The organism is Leucothrix pacifica (genome assembly GCF_003172875.1).
Lineage (GTDB): Bacteria > Pseudomonadota > Gammaproteobacteria > Thiotrichales > Thiotrichaceae > Leucothrix > Leucothrix pacifica.
On the sequence record NZ_QGKM01000041.1, the window covers coordinates 13205 to 28711 of the forward strand.

The window sequence follows — 15507 nt, forward strand, 5'->3', positions numbered from 1 at the left end:
TTACCTCGAGGTCTCCAATATCTTCACGACTAACTCACCAAAGCTAATGCCTGCAGCAGCGGCCGCTTTTGGCACCAATGAATGACTTGTCATGCCCGGGCTGGTATTCAGTTCAATTAGCCAAGCCTTGCCATTAGTGTCCTGCATTAAATCAATACGCCCCCAGCCTTTAGCGCCAAGCATATCGAATGCTTGTTTCGCTAATTGCTGCATGTTCTTTTCGGCCTCTGCCTCCAAACCACATGGGCAAAAATAGCGTGTGTCATCCGACTTGTATTTCGCTTCGTAGTCATAAAACTGACTATCCGTTTCCACCCGGATAATTGGCAGTACCGTGTCACCAACAATCGAAATCGTGTACTCCGTACCATCAACCCACTGCTCAGCAAAAACCTGGCAATCATACTGACGTGCGGTCTGATACGCACCCGGTAATTGTTCTGCACTGGTGACTTTCGTCATGCCCACGCTGGAACCTTCGTCAGCTGGCTTTACCATCAGTGGCAAACCATAATCAGCAACAACCTGATCAAAGTCAGTATCATCATCTAACATGGCAAATGCTGGGGTTGCCAGCCCAGAGCCAGTCCAAATTCGCTTGGTCATCAGCTTATCCATACTGATCGCTGAAGCCATCACGCCACAACCGGTGTAAGGAATTTGCAGCAGCTCTAAGGCTCCTTGCAAGACACCATCTTCACCACCACGGCCGTGTAAAATATTAAACACACGATCAAAGTTACCGGCTTTTAGTACTTCCAGCACATCTCGACCTGCGTCAACCGGATGTGCATCCACACCCTGAGCACGCAAACCTTCCAGCACTTCTGCACCACTGTTTAGGGATACTTCACGCTCTGCGCTCCAACCTCCCAGCAATACCGCAACTTTACCGAAATCAGACATCAGCCTTCGCCTCCAACACTGAGTTGCTTAGGCAACGCTGCGGAAATAGCACCGACGCTTCCTGCTCCCAAAGTCAATAGCACGTCACCGTCCTGCAGCTGATGTTGCAGGTTCTCCAGAATGTCATCGTTATTCGCAATAAATACCGGATCAACCTTGCCTCGATTACGAATCGCTCGAGAAAGTGAACGACCGTCTGCACCAGCGATGGGCTCTTCGCTGGCAGCATAAACATCCATCAACAACAACACATCCGGCTCAGATAGCACTGATGCAAAGTCTTCAAACAAATCACGCGTACGTGTAAAACGATGCGGCTGGAATAACACCACCATACGACGTGTTGGCCAGGCAGTTCGTACCGCATTCATGGTCGCGGCCATTTCAGTTGGATGATGGCCGTAATCATCAACTAGCATGACTTTACCGTTTGGCGTTTCAATATCACCGTAACAATTAAAGCGACGACCAACACCCTGAAAGTTCGTCAACCCACGCTGAATCGCATCATCACTGACACCAATCTCAGCCGCTACTGCGATTGCAGCTAATGCATTCAATACATTGTGCTCACCCGGCATATTCAGCTCGATATACAATGACGGCTTATCTTTACGCTCTACCGTGAAATAACTCTTTGCTCCGTCATAACGAACATTCGTACCTCGTACATCAGCATCATAATGAATCCCGTAGCTCACAATGGTACGGGACACTTCCGGCAGAATTTCACAGACGTGTTCATCATCCACACACATCACGGCTAAACCATAGAAAGGTAAGTGATGCAGGAACTCCACGAAGGTCGCTTTTAGCTTTTCGAAATCACCGTCATACGTGGACAAGTGATCCGCATCGATATTGGTGACAATAGAGATCATTGGCTTTAGTAACAAGAATGACGCATCACTCTCATCCGCTTCTGCCACCAGATACTCACCACTACCTAAGCGAGAGTTACTCGCGGTACTGTGAAGCAAACCACCGATAATAAAGGTTGGATCTAAACCACCCTCTGCTAAGAGGCTTGTCACCAAGCTTGTAGTCGTCGTCTTTCCGTGTGTACCGGCAACCGCGATACCATTACTGAATCGCATGATTTCAGCCAGCATTTCAGCACGAGGAACAACCGGAATACCGTTAGCACGTGCCTCCAGTACCTCAGGATTGTCCTCGCTGACCGCAGATGAAATAACCACTACATTAGCGCCAGCAATATTCTCAGCAGCATGACCAATATGAATTATCGCACCCAAGTCTCTCAGGCGATCCGTCATGGCACTTTGCGCAATGTCCGAACCCGTTACCTGATAGCCAAGATTTGAAATCACCTCAGCAATACCGCCCATACCAGAGCCGCCAATCCCCACAAAGTGGATTTGCTTGATACGTCTACGGGCTAATTCGTTAGCTGGCTTCATGCCACAACCTCTGTGTTAAATCGATAATCTGCCAATCCTGCAACTATTGCGGCGACTTCAGCCGTTGCATCCGGACGGGCAAGCTCACGGGCTCTTTCACCCATTTGCAACAAACGCTCTGGCGTCTGCATCATTTTTTCTAAGTGCTCTGCCAAAGCAGAAGCAGTTAAATCTGTTTGCGGTAACAAAATCGCTGCACCATTTTCGGACAAGTACAATCCATTGGCTGTTTGATGATCATCAACCGCATACGGATACGGTACTAATACCGAGGCTAACCCTGCTGCTGCAAGTTCCGCCACCGTCAACGCACCAGAACGACAGATGACAAGATCTGCCCAACCATACGCCTCTGCCATATCCTCAATAAACGGACTCACCTGCGCGTCAACCGATGCCTTCTCATAACACTCACGAGTCATTGCATCTTTATCGCGACCCGCCTGATGTCTCACTACAAGACGGATTGATTCATCCAGCTGAGCCAATGCCACTGGTACTGTCTCATTCAATGCCTGAGCACCTAAACTGCCACCAATAATCAGCAGATGTAATTTGTCACCGTGCTGCTTCATACGCTCAGCCGGAGCAGGTAATCCCGCAATATCTTTGCGTACCGGGTTACCGATAGGCACTGCTTTATCTTTAGCCTGCGTGAAGCTTCCCGGGAAGCCTTCTAACACCTTAGTGCTGAATTTACTCAACAGACGATTCGTTAGTCCCGGAATTGCATTCTGCTCATGGATCACGACCGGAATCTTCATCAATGAAGCAACCAAGCCTCCCGGCCCTGCCACAAAGCCACCCATGCCTAATACGGCAACCGGCTTGTGTTTACGCATAATCGCGACTGACTGATACAAGGCCTTTACCAGCTTGAAGGGTGCAAGCACTAATGCCATCACGCCTTTTCCGCGCAAACCTGTCACATCAAGCCAAGCCATTTCAATGCCTGCTTCCGGAATCACACGCGCTTCCAAACCTTTGTGCGTCCCCATCCAAACCACCGGAACGCCCTGTTCCTGTAGCGCACGCGCAACTGCTAAACCCGGATACACATGGCCACCAGTTCCACCTGCAGTAATCAATACCGGACGTTTATTTTCCACGAAACGCGCCTCCGACTTTTGCAGGTGCTTTGCGTTTTTTCATCGTTTTTGCTCGCTTTGACGGGACTTTGCGTGCCGCCACTGACTGCTTACGTTGCTTCTCACGTTCCAACTCTTTTTCAGACAAGCCGAACAATGCAATCTGCGTATCGCGATGCACACGCATCAGCAATGCCATTGCAATCATGATGCTTAATAAACTACTACCACCGTAACTAATAAATGGTAGCGTCAAACCTTTAGGTGGCAATATCGCCAAGTTCACACCAATGTGGAACAGTACCTGAAAGCCCAACCAAAAACCGATGCCGTAAGCGACGTATGCCCCGTAGTGAAGCTTGGCTTTATCCGCATTAAAGCCAATCACAAATGATCGCTGAACCAACCAGCCAAACAGGGCTAAGGTGAGAACAATACCCACGAATCCGAACTCTTCTGCGAGCACTGCAAACACATAGTCATTATGTGCTTCCGGAAGGTAAAACAACTTCTGCACACTTGCGCCCAGACCAGTTCCGAACCAACCGCCATCACCAATTCCCATCAAGGAATGAACGGTTTGGTAACCTTTGTTCTGTGCATGCTCCCAAGGGTTAAGGAACGCAATCACACGAGCCATGCGATAGCCGCCGGCCATCACCATGCCGACCATAGCAACAATTGCAATAGTGAATAAGAACAACAAACGATGCAGCTTCACGCCACCCAAGAACAACAACGCCAAACCAGTCGCCGTGATCATGATCACGCTTCCGAAGTCAGGTTCTAAAATCAATAAGGTATCAATAATCACAATCACCAGCAGTGGCATGATCAGTGGCTTATAGGAGCTTGACTCCGCAAGGTCTTTCCCATGACGCACCAGATAGCCCGCCATATATAAAATAAAGCTGACTTTGGTTATTTCAGAGACCTGAATCGATGCGAAACCAACACCAATCCAACGGTGTGCACCGTTCACCTCACGCCCAATAAACAGAACAGCAACCAGTAATATGATTATAGGAACCAAAATCGCTGGCCCCATGTTCTGCCAGACTGACATTTTAAAGTTGTAAGTCACGTAAGCAACTACAGCACCTAATACCAAAAATACCATTTGGCGATTCAGGTAGAAGTAGGCGTTACCGTTATTCTTTTCGGCGATAGCAACCGACGCTGAGGTCATCATGACCGTGCCCAAGGCAATTAGCAGCATGATATTGATCAATAACGCACGATCAATATAACGCTCCCATTCCGGGTAAAAGTCAGCAAGGATACGCTTTAACATAGCACCACCCTCTTGACAGTCTCGACAAACACATTGCCGCGCTGCTCATAGTTATCAAACATATCGAAGCTGGCACAGGCCGGAGATAACAACACATTGTCACCAATCTGTGCCAGATCTTTCGCCTGCGTTACTGCGTCCACCATATTGCGTGCAAAAACGATTGGAATATCGCCCTTTAGCGATAAGGCAATCACTTCAGCATCTTCGCCGAACAGGACCACTGCCCGGGCATACTGGCGAACCACATCAGCAAGCGGCGTAAAGTCAGCACCTTTGCCCTGACCGCCAGCCAGTAATACCGTCTTTCCTGTCAGGCCAGTCATCGCCGCGACAGTCGCACCAACGTTAGTACCTTTTGAATCATTAAACCAGTTGATCCCGTTGTACTCAGCAATCCACTGTGTGCGATGTTCCAGACCGGTGAACTCTCTCAGTACTTCAAGACAAGGGCTTAAAGGAATGCCAGCAACCTCAGCCATTGCTAAAACTGCTAGTCCGTTAATCTCATTGTGCTGACCGGCCACTTTTAGATCATCCTTACAAATCAAAGGCTGCTTACCTTTGACTAACCATGTCCTGCCCTCGTTATCGGCTAAGCCATACTCGCCTTGATTCGGTACACCTACACCAAATGTAATGATGTCTTTATCACCCGCAGCAGTCACCACTAATGGATCATCACGGTTAACGATTTTGTAATCGCAGTGGTCATAAATTTTGGCTTTGGCGGTTGCATACAAATCCATGCGACCTGAGTACCGGTCCAAATGATCTTCTGTTATGTTCAGAATACAGGAAGCTTTGCAGTTCAAACTGAAGGTTGTCTCTAACTGGAAGCTGGAAAGCTCAAGCACGTATAGCTCAGTATCAGCCTGATCTAACAGCTCAAGTGCCGGCATGCCAATATTGCCACCCGTCGCAACCTTGACACCGGCTTGCTTAGCCATCAAATCAAGCAATGTCACAACGGTCGTCTTACCATTAGAACCAGTGACAGCAATAATCGGGGCTTTTGCCTCGCGAGCAAATAGCTCGACATCACCCACTACTTCAATGCCTAGTGAGCGCGCTTTTTCAATTTCTGGTGTCGCCAGTGGAATACCGGGGCTCACCACTAAACGCTTTGCCTCACACATCACATCAGCATCAAAGCCGCCAAAGTAACGAGGCACTTCCGGAAACTCTTCGGCTAAAGTATCTGACGATGGTGGCACTTCACGAGTATCCATCACAGCAAACGCAACGCCTTGCGTCGATAAATGACGCGCAACCGACAACCCGGTCTTTCCAAGACCGACGATCAGTGTATGCCAATTTATCTGCTCAATTCGTTGCATAATTTAACGTACCTTCAGGGTCGCTAAGCCGACCAAAACCAGAACAATCGTAATAATCCAGAAGCGGACAATTACCTTTGGCTCAGCCCAGCCCTTTAATTCAAAGTGGTGATGGATAGGCGCCATGCGGAAAATACGCTTTCCGGTCATTTTGAAAGAGCCAACCTGTAGAATCACTGAGACGGCCTCCATCACAAACACACCACCCATGATTGCTAATACAATTTCCTGACGTACGACAACGGCAACTATACCGAGGCCTGCGCCAAGTGCGAGTGCGCCAACGTCACCCATGAACACCTGAGCTGGATAAGTGTTGAACCATAAGAAACCTAAGCCTGCGCCGAAAATAGTCGCGCAGAAAACAACCATTTCACCCACTCCGGCAATATATGGAATGCCAAGGTAGCCAGAAAACACGCTGTTACCACTCACATAAGCGAAAACACCTAAACCTGCAGCAACCAAAATGGTTGGCATAATGGCCAAACCATCCAACCCGTCAGTGAGATTTACCGCGTTACTTGAGCCGACAATGACCAGGTATGCCCATGGAATGAAGAAAAGTCCCAAGTTTACAGATACGTCCTTGAACACCGGAATAAACAAGGTTGTTTCAGTATCACCTGCTGCCATCAGATAAAGAATCGTCACACCAACAAAAGCAATCAGTGATAAACCGAAGTATTTCTTGCGTGCAGACAAACCTTTACTGTTTTGGTATTTCAGTTTCAGGTAATCATCCAAGCCACCAATCAGGCCTGAGCCCAGAGTGACGAATAAGGTCACCCACACGTAATAGTTAGTCAGGTCACCCCAGAGTAATGTGGAGACCCCAATAGAAAGCAAGATTAGTGCACCACCCATGGTAGGCGTACCTGCTTTACTCAGGTGTGTCTGTGGCCCATCGTCACGAATACTTTGACCAATTTTTAGCTCGGTCAAACGACGAATCATGAGTGGCCCAATCGCCATACTCAAGCCCAATGCCGTTAATACCGCTAAAATACCCCGCAATGTCAGGTACTTAAACACATCGAAGAAGCTAAAAAACCCAGATAACCAATCAAAAAAGAAAACTAGCATGTGCTTGCCTCCTTTTGGTCGTGAGTAGCAATTTCCTGTTGTAATGCTTCAACCACTCGCTCCATGCGCATGCCGCGAGATCCTTTCACCAATAAGGTCATATTATTTTTCAGTTGTTGTTTTAAAGAATCCAGTAGTGGTTCAAGCTCGGTAAAAAACTCGGCTCGCTCACCAAATGCCTTTGCAGATTCCTCAGTGAATTTGCCAAGACAAAATAATTGATCAATATTTTTTTCACGCGCATATTCACCGATATGACGGTGCAGCTCGAGCACATCATCGCCCAACTCCCCCATATCACCGAGCACTAGTACCCGCTCACCTGCGGTAAAACCGGCCAATACATCAACCGCCGCTGCCGCTGAGGTTGGGTTAGCATTATAGGTATCATCAATAACACGTGTGCCGTGCTGACCAGGCACTGACGCCAAACGCCCTTTAACTGGCTGTAGCGTTTCAAGCCCTGCTTTGATATCCGCCAAACTTGCACCCACAGCGATTGCCGCACTGGCCGCTGCTAATGCATTTCGTGCGTTGTGGTTACCCAATAATGATAAGGTAATTTCTACTGACTCATCTTCAGTAGAAAGTACCAACATCCCTGTTGGTGAGACCTTTCCTTGTACGGTGGCGGCATTATCCATGCCGAAACTGATAATCTCACGTCCAACATTGCAGCCCTTCCAATAGTCAGCATACTGATCATCTGCGTTGATAATCGCGACACCAGACTCATCCAAGCCCAGGAAAATTTCTGCTTTAGCGCGTGAAACACCCTCAATACTGCCAAACCCTTCAAGATGTGCTGCGCCTGCATTATTCAGAATCGCAACATCGGGTCGGGAAATACCGGTTAAAAATTTAATCTCACCGAAATGGTTCGCTCCCATTTCGATAACAGCATAATCATGTTCATCTCGTAATCTAAGCAGCGTTAGCGGCATTCCCAAGTCATTATTCAGATTGCCAAGCGTTGCCAATACAGAGCCTTTTTGTGACAAAATGGCACTCAGCATTTCTTTTACCGTGGTCTTACCATTGCTTCCTGTCAGACCCACCAACGGCTTTTTAAACTGTTGGCGCCATGCTGCCGCAAAACTCGCTAAGGCAGCCCGTGTATCCGTCACAAGCACCTGTGGAAGATTACATTCAACCAATTCACTTACCAGAGCCGCACCAGCAATTCCGTCAAGCGCTGCCACAAAATCATGCGCATCAAAGCGCTCACCTTTAATCGCAATGAAAAGCTGATCGCTGTTGACCGCACGTGAATCAGTGGCAAACGAATCAATTTCTACGTCGGCGCCATGGAGCTTTCCACCAGTCATCTTTGCAATATCAGAAAGCATCCAAGTCATGCCGCAGCCTCCATCGTTGCTAAAGCCTGACGAATTTGTTCACGGTCATCGAAAGGATATTCCACGCCACCAATAAGTTGTGCTTGCTCATGTCCTTTGCCGGCGATCAGTACTACATCACCCGTGTTAGCTTGCTGGACTGCGAGCTTTATAGCTGCTGAACGATCATGTTCAATAATCACCGCTTCGGGGTGTTCAAAACCTGCCGTGATATCACTCATAATATCCACTGGGTTCTCTGTTCTGGGGTTATCGTCGGTCACTATCACAACGTCTGCCAAGCGCTCAGCAACAGCAGCCATTAATGGACGCTTCCCCGCATCACGATCTCCACCACAGCCAAACACGCAAATCAATTTTGCCGAACAATGGACGCGCAATGCAGATAGCACTGACTCAAGTGCACCTGGCGTGTGTGCGTAGTCTGCTACAGTTAAAAAGTCTTGATGCTCATTTAATGCGACGCGTTCGATACGACCGGAGACAGTTGCAACTTTAGTTACTGCATCAATAGCGACATCAATGTCGTAACCTAATGAAATCATTGCTCCTAATGTCGCCATCAGATTACTGAGGTTGAAGTCACCCAGCACTGATGCACCAAGTGAATAATTCTGGTTCTTGTAGGAGACAACAGCGGATAAACCACGATGATTATAGTTCGCACTTGAAGCAACTAAAGTGGTTTCTGTGTAATCAGAAGCGTCGCCGATCACATAAGGAACAACAGTGACATCACTACCACTCAATTTTTCAGCAAGCAATAATCCGAAGTCATCATTAAGATTAAGCACCGCTGATTTTGGTCGATGCTCAAGAAATAGTTTAGCCTTGGCTTCTGCGTAAGCCTCTACAGTCCCGTGATAATCAAGATGGTCACGCGTCAGGTTAGTCAAGATGGCGACGTCGAAGTTGACGCCTGCTACGCGCTGCTGATCCAACGCATGTGAAGAGACCTCCATCGCCACACAGCGGCTCCCTCGCTGGCTGAGGCGTTGGAGATTCTTATGAACAGAGATCACATCTGGTGTGGTATGGGTCGCTTTTTCCAAAGCATTAGGGTTCCCAATACCCAGTGTCCCGATCACAGCACACGATCCACCGCTTGCATTCATTGCTTGCGCCAAAAAGTGGCTAACAGAAGTTTTTCCGTCGGTTCCTGTAATCCCGACAATCTGCAGTGGCTGATTAGAATAATCATAGAGACGGGCTGCAATTCCGCCTAGGCTCGCTGGTAGATTCTTTATCGCAATCAGAGGAATTGATAACTCAGGAACATCGATACCATCGACATATTCCCAGATAACAGCTACTGCTCCGGATTGCTCTGCTTTCTGTGCATATTTCAAGCCATGTTCTTGCGAACCATTCATCGCAACGAACAAATAACCACCAATAACGGCTCGACTATCTAAAGTCATTTCCGAAATTTGCTGATCTTCAAAACCGGATTGTACACCAATCACGCCATCTAATAAATAACTAAGCGGTTGTGACATTAAGATGCCCCCCCGTTAGTTTTGCTGGATGCTCTTTGCTTTGGCAGGTCATCAGGTGGAATATCCAGCACACGTAAACTGCTCGACATAATTTTTGAGAACATTGGCGCAACTAAACGGCCACCGTTGGCGCGCTCCACCCGAGGCTCATCCATCATGATCGCAACAATCAAACGTGGATCACTCGCGGGCGCCAAACCGATAAAGCTCACCACTTTACGATCCTTACGATACTTTTTATTGATGTACTTAAATGCTGTGCCTGTTTTACCTGCAACAGTGTAGCCATCAATCATAGCTCGGCGACCCGTCGCTCCCTCTTTAACCACTGCAGTCATCATACGCAATACAGCCCGCGCATTTTCTGGTTTCATAATGCGCTGTCCAACAGGCTCTTCAGTCTGTCGTATCAACTTAGCCGGATACATAACACCTTCATTAGCGAAGATTGTGTAAGCCTGCGCTAGCTGTAAAAGACTCACCGACACACCATAGCCATAACCATGTGAAGCGCGATCAACCTCTCCCCACTTATCGTAATAGCTAAGGCTGCCATTAGTCTCAGCAGGCGCGCCTGAGTCCGGACGCAAACCAAGACCGACGCGATTAAGAAACATCCAGTGATCTTTGGCATCCATTAACAATGCAACCTTGCTTGCACCCACGTTACTGGACTTAGCCAATACCATATCCAGAGTCAATGTACCGTAGTTACGCGGATCAGTAACTGTTGTCTTTCCTAGTTTCAGCTTACCCGGATTCGTATCGATCGATACTTCAGTACCAATGACCCGCGCCTCCAAAGCCGCTGCAAGCGTTAATGGCTTAAGCGTAGAACCTGGCTCATAGGCATCCATCAGTGCTCGATTGCGATAGTTTTCAGGCTTCAAAGAGCCACGTGCATTAGGGTTAAAGCCAGGCATATTTGCCATCGCCAATACTTCACCAGAACGTGCATCCAGCACAACCACCGAACCGGCTTTCGCGCTTAGCTGAGTAACCTGTTCTTTAAGTACTTTATATGCCTGATACTGAATACGACGGTCAATACTCAACTGAACATCCTGGCCGGGAACCATGCGTTCAACTTGCTCCACATCTTCGATTAAGCGAGCCGCACCATCCTGAATTACTCGCTTTTCGCCAGCCTTACCCGCCAACTCTTGGTTCATTGAAAGCTCGATACCTTCAACACCACTATCATCTATGTTAGTGAAGCCAACAACATGAGCAACTGACTCAGCCATAGGATAGAAACGACGGTACTCAGAATGAGAACCTATCGCAGGAATATTCAGGTCAGCGATATCTTGCGCCAACTCAGGAGGAGCTTGTACGGCTAAGCGCACAAAACGCTTGGTTTTGTTATCAGTCAGCAACTTAGTCAACTCACCTGAAGTCATACTCAACAATGCTTCAGCTTTTTGTAAGTTAACGTCTAAATCATCCAACTTATCTTGAGCAGCTGCAGAGTCTTCATCCTTTTCCGCTATCGCCTTACGTAAGTTGTTGCGGACATCCCAAAATTTACGAGGGTCTGTCCAAATCGTCTCTACAGGTGAACTAATGGCAAGTGCATCATTATTACGATCTATGATCTGGCCGCGGTAAGGAGGAACCGTCATCGTGCGCATCTGGCGCTTATCAGCCTGAGCCTGTAACCATGTCTGCTGGAAAATTTCCAAATAACCCGCACGCACCAACATCACCGCCATACCTGCAAGCAGCACCATCAATAGTACTAAGCGCCTGCCCCGGTATACGGGTGAAATTTTTGCATTTTGTGATTTACGACGAGTTACAGTCACTCTCTTATTACCCTTATATCTACAGCACGAGGAATGTGCATTCCTAATTCACGGCGCGCCTGAGCTTCGACACGCACTTCATTTAAATCTGTTCCTTGTTGAATCTTCAGTTGACTCCATTCCGCGGTTAGCAAGTCGCGTTCCTGCTGAACCTTTTGTGCTTCAACGAATAATGTTCTTGTGTAATTGCGCTGTGTCACGACCTGTATGGCTGCGAACACGACTCCAACATACAAACTCACCAACAAAATAAGCTTCCAATGCTTCACGACTTTCGCTCCAAAATCCTCATCACGGAACTGCGTGAACGGACATTCTCAGCAACTTCCCTACTATCTGGCTTCATCGCCTTGCCAATCGTACGAAATGGCAATGCAATATTTGTCTCTAAAACAGGCAAACCTCTTGGAACCGGTGCTGGTGTCGATAACTTCTTAAAGTACCGCTTCACCATTCGGTCTTCTAAGGAATGAAAACTAATCACTACCATCCGACCATCGAGCGCCAAACGCTCTGCGCCTGACTCTAAGCAACTCTCCAAATCAGCCAACTCTTTGTTAATAAAGATCCGAATAGCCTGAAAGCTTTTGGTTGCCGGATGCCGCTTACCATGAAACTTTCGTGGAATCGCATCACTAATCAAATTCGCCAACTGCAATGTCGTTTCCAGTGGCTTTGTGTCTCGCTGCTCAATAATGCGTTGTGTAATCCGGCGCGCGAACCGTTCATCGCCATATTTCCACAACACTTCCATAATTTCGGTATCCTGCGCCTCAGCCAACCACTCAGCGGCAGACTCACCAGACTCCGGATTCATTCGCATATCAAGCGCACCATCACGCTGAAAGCTAAATCCTCTGGCAGCATCATCCAACTGAGGAGATGAAACACCCAGATCTAACAAAAAACCATCAACGGACCCTTCAATGCCACGCTCATCAAGCGCTTGCGAAAAATCAGCAAACGACCCGTGGTGAATCATCACTCTTGGATCATCTGCGAATAAGTCATTCGCTACTTTGATCGCTTCAGGATCCTTATCAACCACTAATAAGCGACCCTGCTCTCCTAATTGCTCAACGATTTTTTTTGAATGTCCGCCGCGACCAAACGTGCCATCAACGTACAAACCTTCTGGCCTGACTCGCAAAGCATCAACCGCTTCGTCTAGCAGTACCGTGACATGTTGATAGTGTTCAGCCATTCAAGCCGCATCCTGCGTTAGAGAGAGACCTGACTTAAAACGTCGTCTGTTTCCAGATTAGCTTGTGCCTCGGCAATCCATGAGTCACGCTGAGCCAACCAAGTCCCTTCATCCCATAATTCAAATTTATTAGCTTGCCCCACCAGTACCGAAGCCTTCTCGATACCTGCATACTCACGTAATGGTGGAGACAAACGAATCCGACCTTGCGAATCCAGTTCAACTTCAGAAGCATGACCCAGCACCAAACGCTGCATGTTTCTGACGCTTCGGTTCATATTAGGTAGACGCATCAACGTTCTTTCAACATTGATCCACTCATCCATGGCATAAACCAATAAACAATGATCTGTGTGGTCCACAGTGACAACCATCTGTCCGGATGCACTCTGCTGAATCGACTCACGATAACGCGAAGGGATTGCGATGCGCCCCTTAGTGTCAACGTTGAGATTGGATATTCCACGAAACATGTGTTTTTTCCGATTCAGGCGGAGTGATTTTTAGCAGGAAAAACCACAATTCCCCACATCACTCCACTTTCCGCCAATATAGCTACGAAAAACCCACAGGTCAACACAGATTTGTGAAAAACCTCTAGAAAAGACAATTACTTAGACGACCTGAGACACCACTAACCCGAACAAAATTAAGTTTATTTTTAAAATACAAAATTGTGTCAGCACAACTTAAGAAATTACTTCAATAAAGTTGACTAAGTTGCGGATTACTGGATATAAAAATGAAAAGTGAATTATAAATAATCACCCTATAGAAGTTCGAGTTGGCCGATAAGCCGGGTTCTGTCTTGGACAATCATTCATCTGAATATACGTCACCGCATATTTCAAGCAACCTACCCGGATACAACGCGGGTCGCGCCATAGTATCCCTATTTGGTCTTGCTCCGGACGGGGTTTACCTTGCCACAAACTGTTACCAGCTGTGCGGTGCGCTCTTACCGCACCCTTTCACCCTTACCACTTTCGTGGCGGTCTTCTCTCTGCTGCACTTGCCGTCAGCTCACGCTGCCCAGAAGTTATCTGGCGTCCTACCCTGTGGAGCCCGGACTTTCCTCCCAACTCAGGCCGAAACCTGAATTGCGCGACTGTCTGGCCAACTCGACCACGGACTGTAGCAAAATAAACGCAGCATTCATAGGTCACGCAAAGCCATTGCAGCCTTATAACAGTGATTTTTATTCTCTCCGGTAATTTTTGCCGCCAGAGAAGCGCTTTGTTTGACGGAAAGCTCTGCCATTAATAACTTTAATAAAGGTTCCAGCGCCATACCCTGTGAAGCCTCGGTGGGGAATGCGCCCTGAACCATCACAACAAACTCACCTTTTTGGTGATTTGGTTCAGATTCTAACCACTTCAACACCTCCGAAGCCGTTCCGGAAAACGACTGCTCAAACATTTTGGTTAGCTCACGCGATAATACCACCCGCCGATCCGCCTCAATCACTTCTGACAAATCCCGCAAGCTCGCCACAATACGATGACTCGATTCATAATAGACCTGAGTACAGGTTTGCTGTGTTGCTTTTTGGAATGCTTGCTTACGTGCCGCGGACTTGGCTGGCAAAAAACCCTCAAACACAAATCGATCCGTTGGTAAGCCAGCCACCGACAAAGCGGCAATAATGGCGCAAGCACCCGGAATTGGCACGACGGGTATAGACAACTCCCGCAAGTGCTGTACCAAATGATACCCAGGATCACTAATCAATGGCGTACCCGCATCACTAATTAACGCCAAACTCTCTCCAGACTGCAACCACTCAGTTAACTGATCCAGCTTATCCCGCTCATTATGATCATGCAGTGCCACCAAGCGCTTTTGTAGACCAAAGTGAGTCAGCAAACGCTTACTGGTTCGCGTATCCTCGGCACACACGCGGTCAACCCCTGCCAGCACATCCAGTGCCCGCTGCGTGATATCCCCCAAATTTCCGATGGGTGTCGCCACAACGTATAGTGTCCCTGGCTCAATTTGCATACCGTTTTTCCTTTGAAATGTGCGGGACCGATATTCCCGTGCTAGAGTCGTCGACACCCTAACTAACAAAAATAATCCAGCTCTATGAACGACAGGCACTATACACCAAAAGCCCGCCACTCTGCGACATCCCGACAGGTCAGAGGCGAATCAGAAGAACAACGTGCCTGCGAGTATTTACAAGCACAAGGACTTGAACTAATCACCCAAAACTTCAACTGCAGAATGGGTGAGATCGACCTAATAATGAAACACAAAGATAGCTTGGTATTTGTAGAAGTACGTTACCGCAAAAACAGAGCATTCGGTGGAGCCGCCGCCAGCATTACCCGCAGCAAACAACGCAAAATCATCCGCACCGCACTCTTTTATCAACAAAAGTACGCCCCAAAAAGCTGCATGCGTTTTGACGTCATCGCCATTGAAGGTGATAATGAACTCCAATGGTTTCCTAGCGCATTCGATGGCTTCTAGGTACACTTTCCCACCCAGACAGACTTTT

General features: G+C 47.8%; 14 protein-coding genes and 1 other RNA gene. 1 reads left to right on the forward strand and 14 read right to left on the reverse strand.

Translation table 11 applies throughout. The features are described 5' to 3' along the window. The 14 genes from DKW60_RS13790 to rsmI form a co-directional block, all read right to left on the reverse strand. Entirely contained in the window at window positions 1-906 is a 906-nt protein-coding gene (locus tag DKW60_RS13790) for a D-alanine--D-alanine ligase (protein ID WP_109838244.1), read from the reverse strand. After that, window positions 906-2327 (reverse strand): UDP-N-acetylmuramate--L-alanine ligase, encoded by a 1422-nt coding sequence (gene murC, locus DKW60_RS13795; RefSeq protein WP_109838245.1) that lies wholly within the window; start codon window positions 2325-2327, stop codon window positions 906-908. The genes DKW60_RS13790 and murC overlap by 1 nt, the downstream gene beginning before the upstream one ends. Then, window positions 2324-3436, reverse strand: coding sequence for an undecaprenyldiphospho-muramoylpentapeptide beta-N-acetylglucosaminyltransferase (gene murG, locus DKW60_RS13800; protein WP_109838246.1), 1113 nt, complete (start codon window positions 3434-3436; stop codon window positions 2324-2326). The genes murC and murG overlap by 4 nt, the downstream gene beginning before the upstream one ends. Continuing rightward, complete coding sequence (gene ftsW, locus DKW60_RS13805) at window positions 3426-4709, reverse strand: putative lipid II flippase FtsW (protein WP_109838247.1); 1284 nt, start codon at window positions 4707-4709, stop codon at window positions 3426-3428. Before ftsW ends, murG begins: the two co-directional genes overlap by 11 nt. After that, window positions 4703-6049 carry a UDP-N-acetylmuramoyl-L-alanine--D-glutamate ligase gene (gene murD, locus DKW60_RS13810; protein WP_109838248.1) on the reverse strand — a complete coding sequence of 449 codons (1347 nt, stop codon included), beginning with the start codon at window positions 6047-6049 and terminating at the stop codon, window positions 4703-4705. The genes ftsW and murD overlap by 7 nt, the downstream gene beginning before the upstream one ends. Window positions 6050-6052: 3 nt before the next feature. After that, on the reverse strand, window positions 6053-7135 hold the full coding sequence (gene mraY, locus DKW60_RS13815) for a phospho-N-acetylmuramoyl-pentapeptide-transferase (RefSeq protein ID WP_109838249.1): 1083 nt from the start codon (window positions 7133-7135) through the stop codon (window positions 6053-6055). Next, entirely contained in the window at window positions 7129-8493 is a 1365-nt protein-coding gene (locus tag DKW60_RS13820) for a UDP-N-acetylmuramoyl-tripeptide--D-alanyl-D-alanine ligase (RefSeq protein ID WP_109838250.1), read from the reverse strand. Before DKW60_RS13820 ends, mraY begins: the two co-directional genes overlap by 7 nt. Further along, a complete protein-coding gene (locus tag DKW60_RS13825) occupies window positions 8490-9992 on the reverse strand; it encodes a UDP-N-acetylmuramoyl-L-alanyl-D-glutamate--2,6-diaminopimelate ligase (protein WP_109838251.1) in 1503 nt (500 codons plus the stop codon). The genes DKW60_RS13820 and DKW60_RS13825 overlap by 4 nt, the downstream gene beginning before the upstream one ends. Next, window positions 9992-11800, reverse strand: a complete 1809-nt coding sequence (locus DKW60_RS13830; RefSeq protein WP_245929713.1) for a peptidoglycan D,D-transpeptidase FtsI family protein — start codon at window positions 11798-11800, stop codon at window positions 9992-9994. The genes DKW60_RS13825 and DKW60_RS13830 overlap by 1 nt, the downstream gene beginning before the upstream one ends. After that, window positions 11797-12069 carry a cell division protein FtsL gene (gene ftsL, locus DKW60_RS13835; RefSeq protein WP_109838253.1) on the reverse strand — a complete coding sequence of 91 codons (273 nt, stop codon included), beginning with the start codon at window positions 12067-12069 and terminating at the stop codon, window positions 11797-11799. The genes DKW60_RS13830 and ftsL overlap by 4 nt, the downstream gene beginning before the upstream one ends. Beyond that, window positions 12066-13004, reverse strand: a complete 939-nt coding sequence (gene rsmH, locus DKW60_RS13840) for a 16S rRNA (cytosine(1402)-N(4))-methyltransferase RsmH (protein ID WP_109838254.1) — start codon at window positions 13002-13004, stop codon at window positions 12066-12068. Before rsmH ends, ftsL begins: the two co-directional genes overlap by 4 nt. Window positions 13005-13021: 17 nt before the next feature. Further along, complete coding sequence (gene mraZ / locus DKW60_RS13845) at window positions 13022-13477, reverse strand: division/cell wall cluster transcriptional repressor MraZ (protein WP_109838255.1); 456 nt, start codon at window positions 13475-13477, stop codon at window positions 13022-13024. Between the two features lie 303 nt (window positions 13478-13780). Beyond that, window positions 13781-14128, reverse strand: an RNA gene (rnpB, locus tag DKW60_RS13850) — RNase P RNA component class A. Between the two features lie 31 nt (window positions 14129-14159). Further along, entirely contained in the window at window positions 14160-15005 is an 846-nt protein-coding gene (gene rsmI / locus DKW60_RS13855) for a 16S rRNA (cytidine(1402)-2'-O)-methyltransferase (protein ID WP_109838256.1), read from the reverse strand. Between the two features lie 84 nt (window positions 15006-15089). Here rsmI and DKW60_RS13860 point away from each other — a divergent pair, with 84 nt between their 5' ends. Beyond that, a complete protein-coding gene (locus DKW60_RS13860) occupies window positions 15090-15479 on the forward strand; it encodes a YraN family protein (protein ID WP_109838257.1) in 390 nt (129 codons plus the stop codon). Window positions 15480-15507 lie beyond the last annotated feature (28 nt).

Excerpts from the sequence above, each read along its gene's own strand:
- DKW60_RS13790 (WP_109838244.1), bottom strand. The coding sequence starts at position 906 with ATGTCTGATTTCGGTAAAGTTGCGGTATTGCTGGGAGGTTGGAGCGCA.
- murD (WP_109838248.1), bottom strand. The coding sequence starts at position 6,049 with ATGCAACGAATTGAGCAGATAAATTGGCATACACTGATCGTCGGTCTT.
- mraY (WP_109838249.1), bottom strand. The coding sequence starts at position 7,135 with ATGCTAGTTTTCTTTTTTGATTGGTTATCTGGGTTTTTTAGCTTCTTC.
- ftsW (WP_109838247.1), bottom strand. The coding sequence starts at position 4,709 with ATGTTAAAGCGTATCCTTGCTGACTTTTACCCGGAATGGGAGCGTTAT.
- DKW60_RS13825 (WP_109838251.1), bottom strand. The coding sequence starts at position 9,992 with ATGTCACAACCGCTTAGTTATTTATTAGATGGCGTGATTGGTGTACAA.
- rsmI (WP_109838256.1), bottom strand. The coding sequence starts at position 15,005 with ATGCAAATTGAGCCAGGGACACTATACGTTGTGGCGACACCCATCGGA.
- DKW60_RS13860 (WP_109838257.1), top strand. The coding sequence starts at position 15,090 with ATGAACGACAGGCACTATACACCAAAAGCCCGCCACTCTGCGACATCC.
- mraZ (WP_109838255.1), bottom strand. The coding sequence starts at position 13,477 with ATGTTTCGTGGAATATCCAATCTCAACGTTGACACTAAGGGGCGCATC.
- murC (WP_109838245.1), bottom strand. The coding sequence starts at position 2,327 with ATGAAGCCAGCTAACGAATTAGCCCGTAGACGTATCAAGCAAATCCAC.
- DKW60_RS13820 (WP_109838250.1), bottom strand. The coding sequence starts at position 8,493 with ATGACTTGGATGCTTTCTGATATTGCAAAGATGACTGGTGGAAAGCTC.
- rsmH (WP_109838254.1), bottom strand. The coding sequence starts at position 13,004 with ATGGCTGAACACTATCAACATGTCACGGTACTGCTAGACGAAGCGGTT.